The sequence below is a fragment of the Motilimonas cestriensis genome (assembly GCF_021295315.1).
Taxonomy (GTDB): Bacteria; Pseudomonadota; Gammaproteobacteria; order Enterobacterales; family CBDFNC01; genus Motilimonas; species Motilimonas cestriensis.
In genome coordinates this window covers 18,994-40,502 of record NZ_JAIMJA010000007.1, presented here as the reverse complement: position 1 = coordinate 40,502, position 21,509 = coordinate 18,994, and the positions used below count along the sequence as shown (strand labels likewise).

The window sequence follows — 21,509 nt, the reverse complement described above, 5'->3', positions numbered from 1 at the left end:
TGTATCTAATTTTTAGAGGGAGTGAATTTAATTAACATTTTTGCAACAATCGTAACAAGGTATATTAAAACTAGGGTTATAGTAAAATGGTGTTGTTACAGGGGATAAGATAATAGGGGATTGGTCAAGGAAAATGGTGCTCGCTACTGGACTCGAACCAGTGACCTACGCCATGTCATGGCGGCACTCTACCAACTGAGTTAAGCGAGCAACAGAATAGTCAAGAAATGGTGCTCGCTACTGGACTCGAACCAGTGACCTACGCCATGTCATGGCGGCACTCTACCAACTGAGTTAAGCGAGCATTTCTTTTTCTGTATTGTTCTCGCGACCGGAGAACGAGCGGTATATTACCAAAGGGATTCACTCTGGCAAGGCTTTTTTCTTGAAAATGATCTGGTTGGTCATTGTTTGTTCATCTTGTGCTGTTTTCTGCAGCACTGCGCAACTTTTTCTCTGTTTATATTGAAATATATCTGTCATTAACGTTTCAAAGTCTTGTTTAAAAAGAAAAGCCAAGTGCCTAGCGACGGGCTATCTATACTCAATTTCATAACAAATAAAATAAAGGTGACTGATACGTGGGTATGAAATATTCAGTTTCTAGTCTAATGTGCTTTGGATTAGTGATGGTTCCAATGATAGGTAAGGCAGAAGATATACGTTTGGCAGTAGGGTTAGCATTACCGCCATACTATTTATCTGAAGAGCAGTCTGGCATGGAACTAGAAATTATCAAACAAGCGTTATCGTATCGAGGCCATACTTTAACCGCTTTATTTGTTCCTTTTGCTAGAGTTATTCCTTCTCTTGCCTCCGGATTTGCCGATGCTGCAGCCCCTGCTAATGAGGCTTCTGGTTATCAAGTCGGCTATTATTCAAACCCGCACATAACCTATAAGAACATTGCAGTCACACTGGTCTCTTCTGGGCTTGATATTAGCAGTGTTAATGCATTGGCAAATTGTTCAATAGTCGCATTTCAAAATGCGAAGACTTATCTTTCTTCAGACTATGCTGATGCTGTGAAAAATAACCCTCGTTACAATGAAAAATCAAGGCAAGATCTACAAATCAAAATGTTGGTATCTCATCGAGCAGAGGTGATAGTGCTAGATGAAAATATATTTAAATACTATGCCGTTAAACAAGGGATTGATTATCACGCTAAAATGAAAATACATCCTATTTTTGACAGTGTGGCATATAAAGTGGTTTTTAATAATGAACGATTAATGCAGGATTTTAATGCTGGTCTTGCGCATATAAAACAAACAGGTGTATACCAGCAAATATTAGATAGTTATCTTACGAATGACGAATGACGAATGACGAATGAACAATGGTTGTTTGTTATCAGTATTGACGGCAGGGATGGTGATTAGGAGACGGTGGGGAGACTTTTCGTGGCCAGAGGATACTTAAAAAAAAAGCAGGCATTCGCCTGCTTTTTTCATACTAGGCTAGCTTATTGACCTAAGATGCTATTAAACGTTGCACTTGGGCGCATCGCCGCAGATGCTTTAGCAAAATCAGGTTGGAAGTAACCGCCTAAATCTGAAGGTTTGCCTTGCGTGGCTGCAATTTCAGCTAGGATAGTGGTTTCGTTCTCTGCCAATGCTTTTGCAATTGGCGCAAAATGCGCTTGTAGCTCAGCATCTTGCGTTTGCGCAGCAAGTGTTTGCGCCCAGTACATTGCTAGGTAGAAGTGGCTACCACGGTTGTCTAGTTGACCAGCTTTACGCATTGGCGACTTGTTGGTGTCTAGTAGCTTACTGGTCGCTTGGTTTAATGCGTCAGCAATGATTAGCGCTTGTGCATTGTTGTTCTTATGCCCTAGGTCTTCAATAGACACCGCTAAGGCGAGGAACTCACCCAATGAATCCCAACGTAGGTGAGATTCTTGCTCGAATTGCTGTACGTGTTTAGGCGCAGAGCCACCCGCACCGGTTTCGTATAAACCACCGCCCGCTAGCAGCGGTACGATAGAAAGCATTTTCGCACTGGTACCTAGCTCTAGAATTGGGAATAAATCCGTTAGGTAATCACGTAGCACGTTACCGGTTACTGAAATCGTATCTTGGCCCGCTTTAACGCGATCTAACGTGTATTTGATCGCATCTTCAGGAGATAAGATCTTGATTTCTAGACCTGCAGTATCGTGATCGGCTAGGTAAGTATTAACCTTCTTGATTAGGTTAGCATCGTGTGCACGCGCTTCGTTTAACCAGAAGATAGCTGGCGAGCCAGTGGCGCGAGCGCGGTTAACCGCAAGCTTAACCCAATCTTTGATTGGCTCATCTTTCGCCTGACACATTCTCCAGATATCACCTTCTTCAATCGCATGCTCCATTAGGGTTTCACCCGCTTGGTTAACAACGCGGATGGTACCGTCTGTTGGCACTTCGAACGTTTTATCGTGTGAGCCGTATTCCTCTGCTTTCTGTGCCATTAGGCCTACGTTAGCTACGTTACCCATGGTGGTTGGGTCAAACGCGCCATTCTCTTTACAGAACTGGATTGTTTCTTGGTAGATACCGGCGTAACAGCGATCAGGGATCATCGCTTTAGTATCCGCTAGCTTGCCATCAGGGCCCCACATTTGACCAGAAGAGCGAATGGCTGCAGGCATAGATGCATCAATGATCACGTCACTTGGTACGTGAAGGTTAGTGATGCCTTTGTCTGAATCAACCATCGCTAGTGGTGGCTGTTTCGCGTAAACCGCAGCGATATCCGCTTCGATTTCAGCTTTCTTGTCAGCAGGCAGGGTAGCAATTTTAGCGATAACGTCGCCGAAACCGTTCTTAGTATTAACTTTCAGTTCTTTAAATAGCTCTGCGTGTTTTTCAAATACATCTTTAAAGTAAACCGTTACAGCGTGACCAAACATGATTGGGTCAGATACTTTCATCATGGTGGCTTTCAAGTGTAGAGAAAGTAACACGCCAGAGTCTTTCGCTGCTTGGATTTCTTGTTCAAAGAAAGCGCGCAGTGCTTTAACACTCATGCGAGAAGAGTCGATGACTTCACCCGCTTTAAGTGGTGTTGACGCTTTTAATACTGACACTGTGCCATCTTTAGCAACAAGTTCAATTTTAACGTCGTCAGCTTGCTCAACAATCACAGATTGCTCGCTACCGAAGAAGTCATCGCCTTGCATGTGGGCTACGTGTGATTTTGATTCTTTGCTCCATACACCCATAGAGTGAGGATTTTTTTGTGCGTAAACTTTTACTGGCGCGGCTACGCGGCGATCTGAGTTACCTTCACGCAATACAGGGTTTACTGCACTACCAAGAATTTTTGCGTAACGCGTTGCAATTTCTTTTTCTGCATCGTCAGCTGGGTTAGCGGGGTAATCAGGTAAATCATAACCGTGTGCTTGCAGCTCTTTAATTGCGGCTACAAGTTGTGGCACTGAAGCGCTGATGTTTGGTAGCTTGATCATGTTTGCTTCAGGCGTTTTAGCAAGCTCGCCTAATTCCGTCAGCGCGTCTGATTGGCGCTGTGCCTCGGTTAAATTTTCAGGGAAGTTGGCAATGATACGGCCTGCAAGGGAAATATCTTTTGTTTCTACTGCTATCTTACCAGCTTCAGTGAATGCCTTCACGATAGGAAGAAAAGAGTAGGTCGCCAGTGCTGGCGCTTCGTCAGTGATAGTGTAAATGATTTTTGAAGTTGGTTTGGTCATGATATTCCTTCGTTTTTCAGTCGAGCTGTAAGTCAAGAAAAGACAATCTAAAGCGTACTTTATTGTTTTTACTGCCTGTCGGTTTGGTTATTTAGTAAACCAATTGCCTTGGCATAGTGGGGGCATACGCTAAATAGCTTTAAATGTTGCAAAAAAGTCAGTGCAGTCTAGCACTGACGGGGCCACTTGTAATTCATTTCCCAATGGGGATAGATACTTTACGGCCAATCCTACCCAAAGTAAGGTAAAAAATTCCAAAGGGATGTTAATGAAATTCATCAAAAAAGAAAGCGAAAAGTGACCAAAATGCGTTTTCGTTACATTTAAAAACACAACTCATCCCTCTTTCTTCCAATATTTCATGCTTATCCCCTTTATCTATAGCAATAATTAGCTAATGTTAAATCTATGTTAAATATTTAAGTTGTTTTCGCTGCTATTAATGTGTCACGGGTCAGTAGTTAGTGGTGAATTTGAGATAAGGGTGATTTGTTATTTTTCATTAAGCCTGTAGAATCGCCGCCCTTAAAAATAAGCATCCTCGTGCAGGCAGCAAAATAGGGAATGATATGATAAACACACACAAGCTTGGCATGCGCTTCGCTGCGGGTTCAATGGCACTATTGGCCACTCAGACGTGGGCAGCAGGTTTTCAGCTTAATGCTCAATCAGCTACTGGCTTAGGTCGTGCTTTTGCTGGTGATGCGGTTATTGCTGATAATGCATCAGTCATGGCTCGTAATGCGGCGGCCATGGCGTTATTTGATAAAACAACAATGTCTCTTGGTTTTGTGGTACTTGATACTGATATCAGTGTTAAAAATGCCTCTTACACTTCTGCCTTTGCGCCAGGGCAAAGCTTTCCTTCAAATTACGACAGTGCCGGCGATACTTCCGTGGCACCTAATTTACATGTAATAGTGCCGCTTAACGAACAGTTCACTTGGGGCGCTAATATTTACTCAAATTTTGGTACTAAAACTGAGTTTGATTCTAGTTTTACCGCTTCAGAATTTGGTGATTTAACGGACGTTAAAAGCTTTAATATCGGTACTAGCTTAGCGTATCGCGTCAACTCACAATGGAGCATCGGTGGTGGTATTGATGTGATTTACGGCAAGGGCGAAATGAAACGCTCCGCCACTACGCCTGCGGGTAAACGCACTATTTTAGATATTGACGCCGATGGTTTTGCCCTTGGTTTTAACCTTGGGTTAGTTTACGAGGTTAACAAGGCTAATCGTTACGGTTTATCTTACCGCTATAGCCCTAAACTAGAAGCGAAAGGGGACATTTTATTCGCGGGAAATACTACTAACCCGTCAATCTCAAACGATACGCTGTACATGCCACTGCCAGATATGATTGAGTTTTCTGGCTATCACTTACTCAGCCCGCAGTGGGCTGTTCATTACAGTGTGCAGTGGATTGGTTGGTCATCGTTTGATGTATTAAAATCAAAAGGTCATGGCACCATTAATGATTATGAGTGGCAAAATGGCATGCACTACGCCATTGGTGGTACTTATTATTTGAATCAAGATTGGACGTTGCGCGCCGGTTACATGCATGACACCAGTGCACAAGATAAAGTGACGTCTATTTCAGTACCAGACTCTGATCGTAACTGGTTTTCAGCTGGCTTTAGCTACCACATGAGTACGGTTTCAAGTATTGACTTTGGCGCAACTTATTTACTTGGTAAGGATGTTCAAGTAACTGAAACATCGAGCTTTTCAAACTTAACAGGTACAACCCATGCCAACGCAATGTTAGTCGGGCTGCAATATAACCGCAGTTTTTAAGGGTTATAGGTAGTTAATAGCATTGATTAAAAATCCCCCATTAAGGGGGATTTATTGTCTCAGGAATATAACTGAGCTTAATGCTCGTGCTTATGAGCATTCTCCTCAATCGCCACTTCAATCTCTATTGTGCCAGCGTTTTTAAACGTTAGTGTCATTGGAAAGCGCTCGCCTTTCTTAAATGACTGTTTTGGATCAAAAATCATTAAATGGAAACCACCTGGCTTAAACATGACGGTTTTCATCGCGCCGATCCGCACGCTGTCCACTTGGCGCATTTTCATCATGTCATCTTCCATAACATGAGTATGGAGCTCAACGCGATCGGCTACCGGTGAACTCGCTGAAATTAGAAAGTCATCTTCAGTGCCTTTATTTTTTAGCTGAAAAAAACCAGCAATCACCTTCGCATTTGGCGGCGCTTCACGGCTCCACGGATGATCTATTTTGATGCTATTGGCACCATAATCATGTGATTGGGCAGGTATTGATGCGAACAAAGCGGCTGCAGCAAGGGCGTTAATTAATAATTTGTTCATTGTATTCTCCTAGATATGAAAGGTCATTACTAAGTTAAGTTAGCTTGATAAATCAACCAAAAGGCATGCTCTTGGCTTGGTGCTTGCTTTTTAGGCAGAGTTAGGCTGTAAATAGAGCGGGCGGAGAGGTTTTAGGTGCGTGGAGCAAATATACCTTTTGCAATGAACAGAGATAAACGTAATGAGGTAGGGCTATTTTGCTACGTGTTAGCCAAGCACTGAGTACTAAAATTAACAGCGCGGATAATAAGGCGTAATACTGACACGCCTTAAGCAAAGGACAGGTGAAATTCACACTGTCATGCTCAGTATTTGTTGCAGTGGATGTAACCGGTGAGCTTTGACTAGCATTAACTTGGTTTGTCTCAACCAGCTCGTTGATATCGACCCATTTAAAGCCAGTTGATGTACATAGCAGCACGTTATCGCCAAGGGCTGAGTTTAGCCAATTTGATTGGGTGACGAGTGCAGGATTTAGCAACACAGTGGCAGAGATAAAAATTTGGAATAGCAAAGCAACGATGACAAAGTAAGCCATACGTTGTTGTTTTTTAAATTGCGGGGTTAATCTGTCCATGTATTAACTTTGTGTAAACCTACTGCTATTGCATCAAGTGGCTGTGCGCTGTGCAAAATAAAGCCGCGCGGATGTTAGCAAAAATAAATCCGAAATGTAACAAGCTTGTAATCGATACTTGCGCGGTTATTGAATGATAGATTTGTTTGGTCGGTTATGGAGTGCTGGTATCAGCGTGGAAATGGCAGATGTTTGGGACTGCTATAAAAAGCTCAGCTGATGTCGCTGAGCATACTGGATTTACGAATCAGCAGTCGGGCTTAGTTCATCCGCTGGAGTTTGTAGCTGCTGTTGTTCTAGCGCCATTTTTTCACGCTCAGCTTTGGAAATATACTTAGGTTTGTTACTGTGGTGAACTTTTGCGTTGGCTTGTTTCTGACGCTTTTTCAATTCTTGATTGATTTTCTTTTTTCGATTCATGATGGTTAAACGATTAAGCTAAAGTAACGGCTATTATAGCGAAGAATAACCCCGAGCATAAGGACTGCTGGATGAATATATTAGTGATAGGCGCGTTAGGGACCATCGGGCGACATTTAGTACCACAGCTAGTTGCACAAGGGCATCAGGTGAGTATCAGTTCGCGCAATCCTGATAAGCCAAGTCCTTGGCCAAATTTGTCTTGTTCAAGATTCACTTTGGATTTACTCGATGTTTATTCCATCAGTAAAGCCCTTGATGGTATCGAGCTTATCTATTACATGATGCATGGCATGAGCGATGGTGAATTATACAGTGAGGTAGAACAACAAGCCGCTCGTAACTTAGTGGCCGCAGTGCAGGGCACACAGGTAACGCGCATTATTTACTTAGGTAGCCTAGTTTCTGGCAATCCTCATTCTGAGCACATGAAATCCCGTGTTGCCACTGGGCATATTCTAGCCAGTTCAACCATTCCTGTGACCGAATTGAGAGCGGGCATTATTGTGGCCCCGGGCTCGGCGGCCTTTGAAGTTATGCGGGATGTGGTGGGGCATATTCCAGTATTTTTTGCACCTCAGTCTATTAAAACCTTAGCCCCACCGATCGCGATTAAAAACGTGGTGTTTTATCTGGCAGCTTTAGCCAAACTGCCAGAAACGGCAGGGAAAATATACGACGCCACTGGGCCCGAATGGCTGAGTTATCAGCAAATGATGCAGCAACTGGCGAAGGGATTAGGCAAACCATGTTATATCATTGCGATCCCCGGGTTACCCATCAGTTGGACGCAACTTGTATTAGGGATTATTACTTCTGTGCCCAAATCATTAGCCCAAGCCTTGCTTGCTGGGTTAGATGAGCCGCTACAAGGCAACGGTAAACCGCTGCAAACGTTGATCCCCCAACCTTTATTAAGCTTTAAACAAGCCATTGATGAAGTGTTACAAACGGAGAGCATCACCACTTATCCCAAGGAGTGGCAAGATGGCGTACCGGAGTTTCGTAATTTCTCTTCACTACATGGCTTTTATGCCAAAAAGGCCAGTCATCGCCTTGAGATCAACGCAAGTTGTACGGCGGTGTGGCAAGTGCTTAATCTATTAGGCAGCGAGCATCGTTATTTTTACGGTGATTTTTTGTGGGCGATGCGCGAATGGATTGATCATTTGTGCGGTGGTCAAGGTCGCAACCATGGCCGCGACAGTAAAGATCAATTAATTGAGGGCGAGCGTGTTGACTCGTGGCGGATCTTAAGTGTGATCCCAGAGCGCTTGCTAGTGATGAAGTTTGGTATGAAAGCCCCCGGTGGTGGCGGGATGCAAATTAGGCTAACACCTATCAGTGAAGACAGCTGCGCACTACAAATCGATTTATTGTGGCATCCAGCGGGTTTTTGGGGTTTAGGGTATTGGTACTTCTTTGCCCCATGGCATCGATTGTTACTCAATGGTATGGCCAACAAGATAGCCAAATTAGCGAAACAGCACTTAGCAGACGATGATCTGGGATAGCACGCTTTTCGTGGCTGGGTACGGCATAGAATTTAACGTTAAGTTAATGATTATGATTGATTATATTTTTTATTGTCTGATAGCGCTAATCGCCTACATGATATGCTACATAAAATACTGTTATTAAAGTTGAATTCGTAACTCCGACCCCGAGGCTAGCCAAAATTAAACTATAATCTAATTACTATTTAGTCGTTGTGATCGACAATTAATGAGGTCCTGTCATGAAACGATGGAAATATTTTTTTATATTTATGACAGTATTTTTGATGTCCAACTCTGTATTGGCGAAAGATAACACGATTCGAGTATTGACCTGGGAAGGGTATGTCAAAGCTCAGGAAGTCCACGAAATTAACCTAATTTTACGCCAAAAAGGTTACGATTATAAAATTGAAGTGATTCAGCCGTGGGCCGAAGGGCCGGAGCAGATGTTTGAAATATTGAGAAATGGAGAAGCAGATATATCCTTTCTTACGCTCAATTATATTAATATGCAGAACCGGAGAATAGGAAAAATTCTTCAACCAATTAATGTTGATTCACCGCGTCTGCCAAATTACAAAAGACTTATTCCCGTTTTAAAAGATATTCCGAGTGGCATGTACGAAGGCAAGCACCTATATGTTCCATGGGGCGGAGGTGCATACGGTATTTGGGCCAATATGAGTGTTCTAACAGAAAAAGAGCTGCCCGTTTCGGTGAAAGACCTCTGGCGTCCTGAATGGAAGGGTAGATTGTCATTAACAGAAGGACAAATTCAGCCTAATCTCTCTCTTGTCATGATGGCACTTGGCAAAACACCTTTTTACTTGAATGAGATGAAAAGAGAAGAGCTACAGGCGGCAACGGCTCCGAACAGTGAAATTCAGATAAAGACCAATCAGCTTTATGCTAACGTAGGCTACTTTTGGAATGAGGGGCCGGACTTCAGTAGAAAAGAAATTGTGCTGGTATCTTCTTACGGGGTTGGCACCTCAGCTGAAAATAGACAAGGCGGTAATTGGAAGCTGCTGGCATTAAAAGAAGGTAATACCGTCTGGCTGGATACTATCAATATCCATAAAAATGTTAGTGGCAGGAAGCTTGAAGCGGCAGAGGTTTTTATCAATTACTGGCTGGGGCCTAAAGTACAAAATAGAGTGGTTAATGAGCTTGGGATGGTTAGTGCTTCTTTGGATGTTAGTAATCCACTTTTGAGTGCCGACCCCGATTTTTTTAAAGAGGGCTTTTTTTGGCCGCCATGGGGGAAAAAAGCGGATAATGTAATGCGCCGTATTTCAAATGTTGCGATGGGGAAGCAGAATAAATAACGAGAATAATTCAAAAATAACTTAACACTCACCTAAATTAGCCTTTAATAAAGTGAATGTCTCTCCTCGCTAAATACACAACAGTCCCTATACTCTAAGCTGAATAGCTATTCTTTACTACTGAAGTTATTGAGGTAAAAATAGGATGTTGATACAAAAAAGAATGTACCTAGGGAGTTCCCTCCTGCTGTTATTTGCTTTGATCATTCTGTCAGCAATAATGCAGTTAGTTGTCACACCAATCATTAAAAATGACGCTATATCCAGCGCAAAACTACAAGCAAAAGTCATCGGTGAATCATTAGCGAAAGACCTAGCTAAAAGTGCCTCCTTAACGCAAAGCTTAGCAGTGGTAGCAGAAACCTTGCCTCTTCAGCAATCGGCTTTTATTGAAAATATAGCTCCTTTAATCGCAAGTGGTATCGGTATTGCTGGTGGTGGTATTTGGCCAGAGCCGAATAAAATGCTGCCCTCGGCAGAAAAAGCGTCTCTTTTCTGGGCAAAAACAGGCAATAGCCAATATCAACTTTTAGATGATTACAACCAACCTGATAGCAGCCCATATCAACAAGAAACCTGGTATAAAAATGCCATCATTGCTAAGCGTGGTGAGTGCGTTTGGTCAGAAGCTTATGTCGACACGGTATCGAATGTACCGATGGTTACCTGCTCTGTAAAAATAATGCGCGACAATGAATTTTGGGGCGTTGCTACCTTAGACGTTGATCTGGCATCTATCGAACGCTCATTGATCGCAGAAAACAATGCCACAGGCACTTATAGCTTTATTTTGGATAGCGCCGAGCAACTGGTGTCAATTCCATCGATACGAGATACTAACTTAGCCATGTTGAGCCTTACACAGGTTGCCAGCAAAGACAGTAGTTTAAAGCCTTTGGTTAGCGCCTTGCAAAACGGTAATACAGCCGTTACTGAATTTGCCAGTGGTGTGGTTAATAATGACGAATCTATTTTAGTCACTTACTCATTGGCAGAGCAAAATTGGCGCTCAGGGGTGATTATTCCTGCGGCAATTGCTAAGAAAACTGTTAACACCCTCACATATTACTTATACAGTTCATTTACTGTCCTTATTCTCGCTTTTGTATCCGTTCTATTGATTTTTGGTAATCGCCTGGTGCAGCAAATTAACACCACTACAGAGCAAGTTAGAACGTTAGTGCAAGGGCGCACTAACTCAAAACTAGTCGTGCGTGGCAGTGATGAAATGAGCCAGTTATGCGTGGCGATTAATGATTATGGCGATCATCTGATTAAAATATTAAAGCTGATTCAAACAGAAGCCGCTGCGGTTAAAAATAACGCGGAAGCGATGGATAATTTGAGTAATAACAGCCAAATACGTACACAAGAGTTAATGGAAGAAAATAACATGTTAGCGCTGGCAATTAACGAAATGTCGATAGCTGCCTCATCCGCCTCACAAGATGTATTGAGTGTTGCCGATATCACAACGCAATCAGCTGATTTAGTGAATTCTGGTTTTGATGTAATAGAGAAGAATGCCGAATCAATCCAGTTATTATTTGATAAATTAACAGAATCATCCGATGCTATTTCACAAATTGCACAAGATTCAAAACAAGTGGGCTCTGTGCTTGATGTGATCATGAATATTTCCGAACAAACTAACTTACTGGCGCTTAATGCCGCCATAGAGGCTGCTCGAGCCGGTGAATCAGGGCGTGGTTTCGCGGTAGTGGCTGATGAAGTGAGAACGTTGGCACATCGTACTCAGAAATCCGCTGGCGAGATTGATACCATGATCAGCCAATTACAGGAAGCCGCTAGCAAAGGGGTTAACGTTATTCAGCAATGCCGTGAATATTCTGAAGTAGTGAACGAGCGCTCAGCAACAACGCGCGCACAGTATGAATCTATTGTCAGCGCATTTAACGATATTAAAGAGCGTTCTTCAAGTATTGCCGTAGCAACTGAAGAGCAATCACAGGTAACCGAAAACGTGAAAAACTTAGCTGAACGAATTCGGGAGATCTCTGTGCAAAATGCCAGTGATGCTGAAGAATTCCGCAGCGTCAGTAAAGATTCAAATAGCCAAGCACAGCGTTTATATCAAATTAGTCAGCAATAGTGTTGATTCAGTTACAGTATATTTTCTCGCAAGCATCGCTAGCTGACCATGTCAGCGCGATGCTCAAATGTAGTAACAATTAATTAACGTTATTTAGTGTAATCCAAAGCGCTTAATGGCAATGAATTTGGCATGAAACCCATAGCACCGTAGTTAGCCAATGGCATGATCAAGAATATTGCTCAACAAACCGATAATGTATAAAATCATAATGAAATAGTTTGTTGTACAACTTTTTGCGTTACTGTTTTAATGGTTATTTTGGAGATAACGTGGCATTTTCTGATTCAGAGCGCGAAGCGCTATTGGCGCTTAAAGGGGTCGGGCCTACGGTGCTGAAAAGATTTGAAGAGATAGGCATAGAGACGTTTTCAGATTTAGCAAAATATCGAGCTGATGATATCGCAGAGATGGTTGCTTCAATGTTGCGCACAACCTGCTGGAAAAACAGTCCCCAAGCCAAGTCGGCCATTGAGGCCGCTATTGCTCGGGCTAAACAAGGCCTCTAAACAGCCTGAAATCACATGAATTGTTTATGACAAAACTTTATTTAGTATTAGCCATACTCGGTACGGTGCTGCCCTATGGCGCTTTTGTACCTTGGTTGTTCGCAAATGGTGTCGACATTGTTTTATTTGCTGAGCAAGCGACAGTAAACGCTATCAGTACTTTTGCATGGTTAGATGTGTTGGTATCGGCGATCGTTTCACTGGTTTTCATTGTTGTTGATGGTACTCGCAATCGAATCAAATATTACCAGGTCGCCATTGTTGCAACCCTAACCGTTGGCGTCTCTTGTGGTTTACCTTTGTATTTATATTTAAAGGAAAAACAGCAAAAAACCAGCGTACGATGCTAGATTATGTACTGGGTAAAGGCCTTGCTCGTAGCCTACATCATGGGTTGCTAGGGTAGTGGATAACATTATGAAACACGGCTTGCTCTGTCCCCAAATTTTTATAGCCATGAGGTTGATGAGCATTAAAACGCACGGCTTGACCCGGTTTTAATGGGTGCCACTGATCAGCAAAGAGAACAGCCATCTCACCACTAATGCAAAGTATGTGTTCTGTTACGCCTAAATTATGAGGTTCAGATTGGTGCTGATAATGAGGTGCCAAACTAATTTCAAAAATTTCAAAGCCAAGGGTTTGTTCAAAAGGAAATAATAGGCTGACAAAGAATCCCTGATTTAAGCTTTCTTGGCGCAACTCGGCGGCATCTCTAAACATACTCTCAAGTATTTCTCTGCCTGGCGGGGCAATAAAGCGAGAAAAAGACGTATTAAAACCTGATGCGATTTGCCAAAGCTTAGCCACAGTGGGGCTCGATTCTCCCCGTTCAATTTGACCTAACATCGCTTTACTGACGCCTGTCGCTTTCGCTGCAACGTCTAGACTCCAGCCTTTTTCTTTTCGTAATTGTCGTAGGTTTTCCCCAACTGATTTATCCGGTTGCATATTATTCCTTAATCTTTTCTTGTGCGCTATAGCGCACAAGTGTTATGTTGTTTGTATGTTATAACGCACAAATAGTAATGGAGAAAGGATGAAGATTAAATTTTCACACATTAGTACCGGATTTATTGCCGTTTTTATTGGTTATGCCAGTGCAGCAGCCATTATTTTCCAAGCAGCAACCAGTGCTGGCGCCTCCCAGGAGCAGATCACTTCATGGTTTTGGGCCTTAGGCATTGGTATGGGCGTATCGACTATTAGTTTGTCATGGCATTTTAAACAGCCAATTGTTACTGCTTGGTCAACACCCGGGGCCGCGCTATTAGTGACCTCATTACAAGATGTGACAGTTGGGCAAGCGGTGGCGGCTTTTATGCTTTGCTCGGCATTGATCACTTTGGTAGGCGTGTTAGGCTGGTTTGATAAACTTTTATCGCAGATCCCAACCGCCATCGCATCGGCCATGTTAGCTGGAGTGTTGTTGCAATTTGGGCTGGGGATATTTACAGCGTTACTCGATGAATGGCTGCTAGTGGTAGTCATGCTTGCGGTTTATATCATCGCAAAGGTTCACTGGGGGCATTATTTGATCCCTGGGATCTTGGTAATTGCAATTTTGCTCAGTGCGCTAACGGGTAAATTAGATACTTCAATGATGGAATTTGGCCTATCAACGCCAACGTTTATCAGCCCTGACTTTCAATGGCTCACTCTAGTTAGTGTTGGCATCCCTTTATTCATTGTTACCATGGCATCGCAAAATTTGCCAGGGTTTGCGGTATTAAAGGCCAATGGATATCAGGTTAATGCATCGCGTATTATCACTGTAACCGGACTAACTGGTTTAATACTGGCTCCTTTAGGTGGGTTTGCATTTAATCTAGCAGCACTCACAGGGGCGATTTGTATGAGTGACAATGCAGATAAAGACCCCAAATTACGCTATTTAGCTGCTATCGCAATGGGCGTATTTTATTTGTTAGCCGGGGTATTTGCAGCCAGCTTTGTATCGCTGTTTACGCTTGTTCCGAGTGCGGTGGTCATGACCTTAGCAGGTTTAGCTTTAATGCCAACTTTGTGCCGCTGTTTAATGAATGCGCTGGTGGATTCCACTGATAAAGAGCCAGCATTAATGGCGTTTTTATTAACGGCGTCTGGCATTAATTTATTGGGGATTGCCAGTGCATTTTGGGGATTATTGCTAGGGATGATTTGCTACTGGTTGCAACAAAAAAGTATGGCTGTCGCATAATCAAAATCAGAGGCAACAGGATAATATTAATAAGGAGCAATAAATGCTCCTTATTAAAAAGAATTAAACGCATTTTTTAGAAAGGCTTAGGTGCGTAACCTGTGACTTCTTTAACGCCTAAATCACGTCCTAATGCAGTCATCGGATGTACCACAATCAAGCCTTTAACCGACTTTTTAAGTGCGCCCATATCGGCTTGCTCTTGTTTCGTTAACACACGCTTAAAAGGCATTTTAAGCACAGCTGAGCCTTGATTGCCTATCTCATAGGTCTGCTTGCCTTTTGCCGCTTTCAATAACTTTTCAACCTTGGCAATTTCTTGGTTGAAGTGTTTGATCATTGCTTCGTCTTTTCGCTCATAGGCGGCGCTTAACTTACGCTTAAACTTGTCTAACTTGTTGTTGAAGTCTTGTATCTGTTTTGTAAAATTCATTTTGTTACCTGATTATCATATAGAGCGAAAAGCGAGAGTGACTATTTTTAGTGTCAACTTAGCGCTTTTTGCGTAATTTCTGCTGTTGCTGGCTCAGCTCAAAGTCAAGTTCGTCTGGCGTGATCACCAAACCATCTTCTTCGGTTTTAGGGAATATAACCACCGCAAGTTGATCGTCTTCTAAGCCGGGTGTCCAGCGAGACTGCCAAGTTTTTAGGGGGATCGCCTCTGCCTTACAATGGGCCCAATCACCGGTCGCCCAAGCCTCTGCAAACTCTTTATTAGGCCACACTGGCACACAGTCTTCGTCATCGGTGTTAAGCATGACACAACCGTGCTCGTCAGTTAAGATCCAAATCTCCTCTTGCTTGACCGCTTCTTTGACGAGATATTGAAAACGTCTTTCTACGTCGTAGGCTTCGATATTAGCTAATTGGGTTGGATCTAAAGACATACAGAATTCCTGTGTTGGTATAAAAGCAAAAACCATGGCATTTTGCTTTCGAATAAACTGAGGTGTTATTGAGGGCAGATTATAACCTGATTTAAACCATTTTGGGCTTATTTTGTCGCAAACTCTTTGTTTAGGTAAGCAACAATATCTGATGATTCATACAGCCATTGCGTTTCACCTTTGCTCTCAATGCGCAGGCAGGGCACTTTAACACGGCCGCCGCCAGCCAATAGGTCGGCTTTGTGTTGTGGATCGTTTTGCGCATCACGGCATTCAATATTTACCGATAAACGTTTCATTTGACGACGCACTTTCACGCAAAATGGGCAGGCATTAAATTGATACAAAGACAGCTTGGCCGTGCGACTATCAATTTCTGTTTGCGCTATCGGGCTACGTTTAACGCCTTTTGGCGTAAAAATAGCGTTTAAAAGCAAGATTATGCGACCTAAAATCCAACGGACAATTTTCATCAATCTACATCCTAATTACTGTTGAGAATTGAGAGCGCGCGATAGTACCACAAATAAGAATAAACGCATTAGCCAATGAAGCTTAGATTAATGAAAATGAGTACCTATTAGTCCTAGCTGATTAAAGGGCCAATGAAGAGACAGACAGCGCTGAGGTTAAAAAATATAGCGGAATAATATGCTGCTAAAGAGCGAGGCATGCCATACTTTATGAAATGGTTTAGGCTGTGTGATCAAGTGGGCAGCCACCAATAGGGTGCCAGGTGCTCCGCTTTCACCATTTAATCCGCCTTAGTTTAGATGCATCAAATTGATTGTTTGATGATATCTGTGAGCTAACTAAGAGTAGTTGTACCGGATGTAAGGAGGTATTCAATTTATCTTTATGCACCCACAAAGCAAGGGTAAAAAACATGCATATAGCCAAAGAAGACATAGTTATCAAGATGGCGATCCCTGGCGCGGTGATCCGTCAACAAATGGATTTTGGGGATGCGACGGGGTTAGGGAAAATAAGTGGTGAGTATTTCAGTTTAGCGGCTGGTGTTGATACAGCTCCGCTTTTCCAAGGGCTGGATGGCAACCAGTGTCAGTGTCCTCACTGGGGTTATGTTTTGCGCGGGCAATTAACAACCACGGATGCCAATGGCAAAGAAGAGGTAGTTAACACGAGTGACCTTTTTTATTGGCCGCCCGGCCACAATGTCAAAGTAAGCGAGGATGCTGAGATAGTGATGTTTAGTCCTCAGCAACAGCACAGTCATGTTATCAATCATATGATTGATAAAGTAAAAGGATAACAGCTGCTTAATCCATTCACAGGTTGTAGCATGCCTGTGAACTCCATTTGTCCATGAAATATCCGCTCAGCACCAGCCGCAGGTGCTACTCATTGTTCTAATCATAGTGTTAAAGGTGATATTGTTAGCTAAACCTTAGCTAAGTTGAGAGTGCGATTTTGAACAAAACGAATAAAAACCCTGATCCTTTGGTGTGTCCGATTTGCGGTGAAGGGAATGCATGTGTAAATCTTGGTAATAAAGACGTAAGCCGATCATGCTGGTGTAATGACCCATCGATTACCTTTCCCGAAGATTTGTTAGCTCAGATCCCGCTTGCGCAACGACGCAAGGCTTGCGTTTGTCGTTCGTGCGCATTAAAACATCAAGAAAATAAACAAGTTAAGTGAACATCGTGCGGTAACAATATGGGGCTCTGTGGGGCTCGGCAATAAGTTGTTCAAATAATGTTGGTTTATTTGTCAAAAAAATTGCTTAGTGCGAAGTGACTACCACCAAAGCTAAGTTACACCAGCGCCAAACAACGATGAAACCTTTTGAGTATAAGCTCGGTATTTGTTAGGACTTTATATGGGTAAAAATCCGATAACTATTAGCTTGGTACAAGCGCCTGTAGTGGCTAAAGATATTGCGGCTAATCTGACGATTCATCTTAACTATATCGCTGCGTCGTCAACATTAGGCGCTGACGTCGTTGTGTTTCCAGAACTATCACTTACCGGATATGAGTTAAGTGACGCACAAAGCTTAACGTTTCGACAAGATCCAAGTGATTTTAGTGTGTTGTCTAACGCAGCTAGGGAGCATAACATTACTATCATCGCTGGCTGCCCATTAGCAAAATATAATAGTCACCCCACAATCGGCGCAGTGATTTGCTTCCCAACTGGAAAAGTAGAATTTTATTCAAAACAATTTCTTCATCAAGGCGAGCATAGCTATTGTAGTTTTGGTGCAACTGATTACTGTTTTTCGGTTGCTGGGTATCGAATTGCTCTGGCTATTTGTGCTGATTTTTTGACGCCTGAACACTCAGAGAATGCGGCAAATAATCACGCTGACATTTACATTACCAGCGCGCTTATATCCGAATCAGGTTATGAAATGGATGCCCGAGTTTTAGCTGGTATTGCCGTTAAGCATAAAATGCCCGTTTTGCTATCGAATCATATCTCTCAAACAGGGGGGTGGTTAGCTTGTGGCCATAGTGCCGCTTGGAATGCTGATGGAGAGCTAATTGTCAGCTCTGAGCATAAGCAGCGATGTCTTGTTTTATGTACTTTGGCTAATGGCAGTATGACTGGAGCAGTCAGTGAAATGCATTAAGGCGATAGGCACAAGTTTGAGTGAGTCACATATTAAACAAATCAGTGACACACCAGCTGTGAGGGAAAGCATGTATTTGCCGCGCCTGTGCATTGAAGCATCAGCAAGATAACACGGACGCAGTTTACGTATTTTCATTAAACTGCGCTTATTGAACAATGAAGTTTACAATGAGATGCGAGGTAACAATTGCTTACCAAGGTCTTTCAATCATCACAAGGTACAATGCTTCTACTTTGGCGCGGGCCCAAGGGGTTTTGCGCAAAAATTTAAGGCTTGATTTAATACTTGGGTCGTGGGTAAAACAGCGAATGTTGATCCTAGCGCCTAGCTCTTCCCAGCCATAGTAATCAACCATTTCGGTAAGCAGTGTTTCTAAGGTGACGCCGTGCAGCGGATTGTTCGCTTGAGTCATGTATAAGGCCCAGTGTGGTAAAAAAAGGAGGTATTATATACCCAAGCGCGTTGAAATGCATAAACGGCGTGTTTAGTTTAATTTTATGGGTGCTATGGGAAACTGAAACTTTCTTGGCTATTAAGCCAAGTAGGGTACTTTTTCATCACACTTAAAAACAAACGAGAGTTGATGAACTGTTCAAGCCAACTGCGCAGGTGAGGGTAAGGCGCATTGGCAAACCATTTCGCATCCACCATTGAAAACTGACGTATAAAGGGGGCGATGGCTAAATCAGTCATGGTGAGTTGTTGACCGAGTATGTAGTGGGTTTGACTTAGCTGCTGTTCAAGTTCTGCAATGAACAGACAAGCTTGCTCTCGATAGTAAGCTTCATCATGTTCGGGATAGCGATCGGCGTACTTATACTTATCGAGCCAGCCTTTAAACTCGAGATCATTGCGTTTGATCCACCCTTGCATTAGTGCGGGTGAAGATGGCAGTAGCTTAAGGGGATCAGACAAATTAAGTGCCCAGTGCATAATATCGATGCTTTCTTCAAGCACATCACCATTTTCCAGTAGCAGTACCGGCACCGTGCCCTTAGGTGAAATAGCTAACATTTGCTCAGGTTTATGTTTTAGTTCAATTTCACGTAAAGAAACAGACTGGCCACTTGCCGCAATAGCAAGACGCGCTCGCATGGCGTAAGGGCAACGTCGAAAGGAATATAAAATAGCGGTCATTATCTTTGATTTTTTGGTCAAACAGGTAGGTAGCTTATCATAACTTTTGCGTTGGTTTTATACCCAGCCAACGCGCCATATTGATGAGTCTTTTAACTCGCGCCAGTTGATCGGATATTCATTAGCGCTGTAAACCGCTTGGGTCACGCAATGGATAACCTTGCCGTCTTCATCGTATGCCACTTCGGTAATGGCAAAGTGTTTTTCTTTATTTTCAGGTGTCACTTTTGTCCATTTACTGTGTAACAGTTTTTTCGCCAGTACTTGGTTCATTGTTTTTTTCCATCCAGTGCAATTTAGGAGGCCCACTTTATACTCCCCACTTTATACTCTTAGTTACGCTATTTTGGCTGTGATGGTTCAATGCCTGCCATTTAACAGTATTTGCTCTGACACCTTAGGGATATTTCTTGGTAACAGGATGCAACCCGCCCCCTATGTATGACATAATGCGCCGCTATTTTACATAGCTTGATTGAACTGTCACTTTCGCGGGCTAATCTGGCTACATTTACCTTAGATAATCGGAAATTAACGTGCTTACAACTGCAAATCTGACCATACAATTTGGCGCAAAGCCACTGTTTGAAAACGTCAATGTTAAATTTGGCGAAGGCAACCGCTACGGCTTAATTGGGGCCAATGGCTGTGGTAAGTCAACTTTAATGAAAATTTTAGGCGGTGATTTAGAGCCGTCTTCAGGTAACGTATCCAAAGAGCCGAATGAGCGTATTGGTAAGCTAAAGCAAGACCAATTTGCTTATGAAGAATTTAGCGTGATCAACACTGTGATCATGGGCCACACCGAGCTTTGGGCGGTGCAGTCTGAGCGTGACGCGATTTATGCAAAAGCTGAAATGACCGATGAAGACGGTATTCGCGCCGGTGACCTTGAAGCGGAATACGCTGAAATGGACGGTTACACTGCTGAATCTCGCGCCGGTGAAATCTTAATTGGCGTAGGTATTCCGGTTGAATCTCATTACGGCTTAATGAGTGAAATTCCACCGGGGTTAAAACTGCGTGTGTTATTGGCGCAAGTATTGTTTTCCGACCCGGATATCATGTTACTCGATGAGCCTACCAACAACTTGGATATCAACACTATTCGTTGGTTAGAAGATGTGCTGAAAGAGCGCAACTGCACCATGATCATCATTTCTCATGACCGCCACTTTTTAAACAGTGTGTGTACCCATATGGCGGATTTAGACTACGGTGAAGTGCGTCTGTATCACGGTAACTACGATGAATACATGACGGCGTCTACGCAAGCGCGTGAGCGTCTGTTGTCTGATAACGCAAAGAAGAAAGCGCAAATTGCTGAGCTTAAAACCTTTGTTAGCCGCTTCTCTGCCAATGCATCTAAATCTAAACAAGCCACGTCTCGTGCTAAGCAAATTGATAAAATTCAATTAGACGAAGTAAAGCCTTCTAGCCGTCAAAGTCCGTTTATTCGTTTTGAGCAAGAGAAGAAGCTGCACCGTCAAGCACTAGAGGTAAAAGGCCTTGGTCATCAATTTGATGAAGAGCTTTTCTCTGGCTTAGATTTGATGGTTGAAGTGGGTGAGCGCATTGCCATTATTGGTCCAAACGGTATTGGTAAAACCACGCTACTTAAGTGTTTAGTGGGAGAATTAACGCCAACGGCGGGTACTATTAAATGGTCTGAAAATGCGCAAATTGGCTATTACGCGCAAGATCACTCAGAAGACTTTAGCGAAGACATGTTGTTACTTGACTGGGTCAGCCAATGGTCATCACCGGGCGACGATGAACAAAGCTTGCGCAGTATTTTAGGTCGTATGTTGTTTTCACAAGATGACATTAAAAAATCGGTTAAAGTGCTGTCGGGTGGTGAGCAAGGCCGTATGTTGTTTGGTAAATTGATTATGCAAAAACCAAACATTCTGCTGATGGATGAGCCAACCAACCACATGGACATGGAAACCATTGAAGCCTTGAACTTAGCACTTGAGAACTACCCAGGTACTTTGATGTTTGTTTCTCATGACCGTGAGTTTGTATCATCGTTGGCTACCCGTATTATTGAAATAACGCCAACAGGCATAGTTGATTTCCACGGCAGCTATGACGATTACCTTCGCAGCCAAGGTGCACAATAAACCTTGTTGTGAATAAAGCGTAAACCAATTTTGAGCCCCTACTTGGTATATCGCCAATCAGGGGCTTTTTCAT

Annotated in this window: 22 protein-coding genes, 2 tRNA genes and 1 pseudogene; 12 read left to right on the top strand and 13 right to left on the bottom strand. The window is 43.0% G+C overall.

What is annotated here, in order from left to right:
* Positions 1-134: 134 nt before the first annotated feature.
* Together K6Y31_RS08435 and K6Y31_RS08430 are read right to left on the bottom strand one after the other, a co-directional pair.
* A tRNA-Val gene (locus tag K6Y31_RS08435) sits at positions 135-210 on the bottom strand.
* A gap of 18 nt (positions 211-228) precedes the next feature.
* A tRNA-Val gene (locus K6Y31_RS08430) sits at positions 229-304 on the bottom strand.
* A 283-nt stretch (positions 305-587) separates the two neighbouring features.
* On the opposite strand from K6Y31_RS08430, the gene K6Y31_RS08425 reads away from it, so the two are divergent.
* On the top strand, positions 588-1,325 hold the full coding sequence (locus K6Y31_RS08425; protein WP_233052349.1) for a substrate-binding periplasmic protein: 738 nt from the start codon (positions 588-590) through the stop codon (positions 1,323-1,325).
* Between the two features lie 143 nt (positions 1,326-1,468).
* Here the strand turns inward: K6Y31_RS08425 and K6Y31_RS08420 are convergent, their stop codons facing one another.
* Positions 1,469-3,694, bottom strand: coding sequence for an NADP-dependent isocitrate dehydrogenase (locus K6Y31_RS08420; RefSeq protein WP_233052348.1), 2,226 nt, complete (start codon positions 3,692-3,694; stop codon positions 1,469-1,471).
* 569 nt (positions 3,695-4,263) lie between these two features.
* Here K6Y31_RS08420 and K6Y31_RS08415 point away from each other — a divergent pair.
* Positions 4,264-5,499, top strand: coding sequence for an outer membrane protein transport protein (locus tag K6Y31_RS08415; RefSeq protein WP_233052347.1), 1,236 nt, complete (start codon positions 4,264-4,266; stop codon positions 5,497-5,499).
* Positions 5,500-5,576: 77 nt separating this feature from the next.
* Here the strand turns inward: K6Y31_RS08415 and K6Y31_RS08410 are convergent, their stop codons facing one another.
* The 3 genes from K6Y31_RS08410 to K6Y31_RS08400 all read right to left on the bottom strand — a co-directional run bounded on the left by K6Y31_RS08410 (position 5,577) and on the right by K6Y31_RS08400 (position 7,035).
* Complete coding sequence (locus tag K6Y31_RS08410; protein ID WP_233052346.1) at positions 5,577-6,038, bottom strand: copper chaperone PCu(A)C; 462 nt, start codon at positions 6,036-6,038, stop codon at positions 5,577-5,579.
* Positions 6,039-6,138: 100 nt separating this feature from the next.
* Positions 6,139-6,615, bottom strand: coding sequence for a hypothetical protein (locus K6Y31_RS08405; RefSeq protein WP_233052345.1), 477 nt, complete (start codon positions 6,613-6,615; stop codon positions 6,139-6,141).
* Between the two features lie 240 nt (positions 6,616-6,855).
* Complete coding sequence (locus K6Y31_RS08400; RefSeq protein ID WP_233052344.1) at positions 6,856-7,035, bottom strand: DUF2986 domain-containing protein; 180 nt, start codon at positions 7,033-7,035, stop codon at positions 6,856-6,858.
* Between the two features lie 71 nt (positions 7,036-7,106).
* On the opposite strand from K6Y31_RS08400, the gene K6Y31_RS08395 reads away from it, so the two are divergent.
* The 5 genes from K6Y31_RS08395 (at position 7,107) to K6Y31_RS08375 (ending at position 12,834) form a co-directional block, all read left to right on the top strand.
* Positions 7,107-8,549 carry a DUF2867 domain-containing protein gene (locus K6Y31_RS08395; protein WP_233052343.1) on the top strand — a complete coding sequence of 481 codons (1,443 nt, stop codon included), beginning with the start codon at positions 7,107-7,109 and terminating at the stop codon, positions 8,547-8,549.
* Positions 8,550-8,773: 224 nt separating this feature from the next.
* Positions 8,774-9,862 carry an ABC transporter substrate-binding protein gene (locus tag K6Y31_RS08390; protein ID WP_233052342.1) on the top strand — a complete coding sequence of 363 codons (1,089 nt, stop codon included), beginning with the start codon at positions 8,774-8,776 and terminating at the stop codon, positions 9,860-9,862.
* Between the two features lie 220 nt (positions 9,863-10,082).
* Entirely contained in the window at positions 10,083-11,975 is a 1,893-nt protein-coding gene (locus tag K6Y31_RS08385; protein WP_233052341.1) for a methyl-accepting chemotaxis protein, read from the top strand.
* 272 nt (positions 11,976-12,247) lie between these two features.
* A complete protein-coding gene (locus K6Y31_RS08380; protein WP_232799544.1) occupies positions 12,248-12,484 on the top strand; it encodes a helix-hairpin-helix domain-containing protein in 237 nt (78 codons plus the stop codon).
* Between the two features lie 26 nt (positions 12,485-12,510).
* Positions 12,511-12,834, top strand: a complete 324-nt coding sequence (locus K6Y31_RS08375) for a DUF2834 domain-containing protein (RefSeq protein WP_233052340.1) — start codon at positions 12,511-12,513, stop codon at positions 12,832-12,834.
* A gap of 37 nt (positions 12,835-12,871) precedes the next feature.
* Here the strand turns inward: K6Y31_RS08375 and K6Y31_RS08370 are convergent, their stop codons facing one another.
* Entirely contained in the window at positions 12,872-13,435 is a 564-nt protein-coding gene (locus K6Y31_RS08370) for a helix-turn-helix domain-containing protein (RefSeq protein ID WP_233052339.1), read from the bottom strand.
* A gap of 88 nt (positions 13,436-13,523) precedes the next feature.
* Between K6Y31_RS08370 and K6Y31_RS08365 the strand changes: the two genes are divergently transcribed.
* Positions 13,524-14,684, top strand: a complete 1,161-nt coding sequence (locus tag K6Y31_RS08365; RefSeq protein WP_233052338.1) for a benzoate/H(+) symporter BenE family transporter — start codon at positions 13,524-13,526, stop codon at positions 14,682-14,684.
* Between the two features lie 76 nt (positions 14,685-14,760).
* On the opposite strand, the gene K6Y31_RS08360 is transcribed toward K6Y31_RS08365, so the two are convergent.
* The 3 genes from K6Y31_RS08360 to K6Y31_RS08350 form a co-directional block, all read right to left on the bottom strand.
* Complete coding sequence (locus K6Y31_RS08360; RefSeq protein WP_233052337.1) at positions 14,761-15,117, bottom strand: YibL family ribosome-associated protein; 357 nt, start codon at positions 15,115-15,117, stop codon at positions 14,761-14,763.
* 58 nt (positions 15,118-15,175) lie between these two features.
* Positions 15,176-15,571, bottom strand: a complete 396-nt coding sequence (locus K6Y31_RS08355) for a DUF2750 domain-containing protein (protein ID WP_233052336.1) — start codon at positions 15,569-15,571, stop codon at positions 15,176-15,178.
* A gap of 107 nt (positions 15,572-15,678) precedes the next feature.
* Entirely contained in the window at positions 15,679-16,044 is a 366-nt protein-coding gene (locus K6Y31_RS08350; RefSeq protein ID WP_233052335.1) for a glutaredoxin family protein, read from the bottom strand.
* Between the two features lie 413 nt (positions 16,045-16,457).
* Here K6Y31_RS08350 and K6Y31_RS08345 point away from each other — a divergent pair, with 413 nt between their 5' ends.
* The 3 genes from K6Y31_RS08345 (at position 16,458) to K6Y31_RS08335 (ending at position 18,170) form a co-directional block, all read left to right on the top strand.
* Positions 16,458-16,844 carry a cupin domain-containing protein gene (locus K6Y31_RS08345; protein WP_233052334.1) on the top strand — a complete coding sequence of 129 codons (387 nt, stop codon included), beginning with the start codon at positions 16,458-16,460 and terminating at the stop codon, positions 16,842-16,844.
* 191 nt (positions 16,845-17,035) lie between these two features.
* The gene (locus K6Y31_RS08340) at positions 17,036-17,233 is read left to right on the top strand and encodes a cysteine-rich CWC family protein (RefSeq protein ID WP_232799758.1); all 198 of its coding nucleotides are present in this window, start codon (positions 17,036-17,038) and stop codon (positions 17,231-17,233) included.
* A gap of 181 nt (positions 17,234-17,414) precedes the next feature.
* Positions 17,415-18,170: a carbon-nitrogen hydrolase family protein gene (locus K6Y31_RS08335; RefSeq protein WP_232799537.1), complete on the top strand. Its 756-nt coding sequence runs from the start codon at positions 17,415-17,417 to the stop codon at positions 18,168-18,170.
* Positions 18,171-18,387: 217 nt separating this feature from the next.
* Here K6Y31_RS08335 and K6Y31_RS08330 read toward each other — a convergent pair.
* The 3 genes and pseudogenes from K6Y31_RS08330 to K6Y31_RS08320 form a co-directional block, all read right to left on the bottom strand.
* A pseudogene (locus K6Y31_RS08330) lies at positions 18,388-18,585 on the bottom strand (VF530 family protein); the annotation flags it as partial.
* A gap of 92 nt (positions 18,586-18,677) precedes the next feature.
* Positions 18,678-19,310 carry a glutathione S-transferase gene (locus K6Y31_RS08325; protein ID WP_233052333.1) on the bottom strand — a complete coding sequence of 211 codons (633 nt, stop codon included), beginning with the start codon at positions 19,308-19,310 and terminating at the stop codon, positions 18,678-18,680.
* A 57-nt stretch (positions 19,311-19,367) separates the two neighbouring features.
* Positions 19,368-19,583 (bottom strand): TIGR02450 family Trp-rich protein, encoded by a 216-nt coding sequence (locus K6Y31_RS08320; RefSeq protein ID WP_232799535.1) that lies wholly within the window; start codon positions 19,581-19,583, stop codon positions 19,368-19,370.
* A 263-nt stretch (positions 19,584-19,846) separates the two neighbouring features.
* Between K6Y31_RS08320 and K6Y31_RS08315 the strand changes: the two genes are divergently transcribed.
* Positions 19,847-21,436 (top strand): ABC-F family ATPase, encoded by a 1,590-nt coding sequence (locus K6Y31_RS08315; protein ID WP_233052332.1) that lies wholly within the window; start codon positions 19,847-19,849, stop codon positions 21,434-21,436.
* The last annotated feature ends 73 nt before the right edge of the window (positions 21,437-21,509 follow it).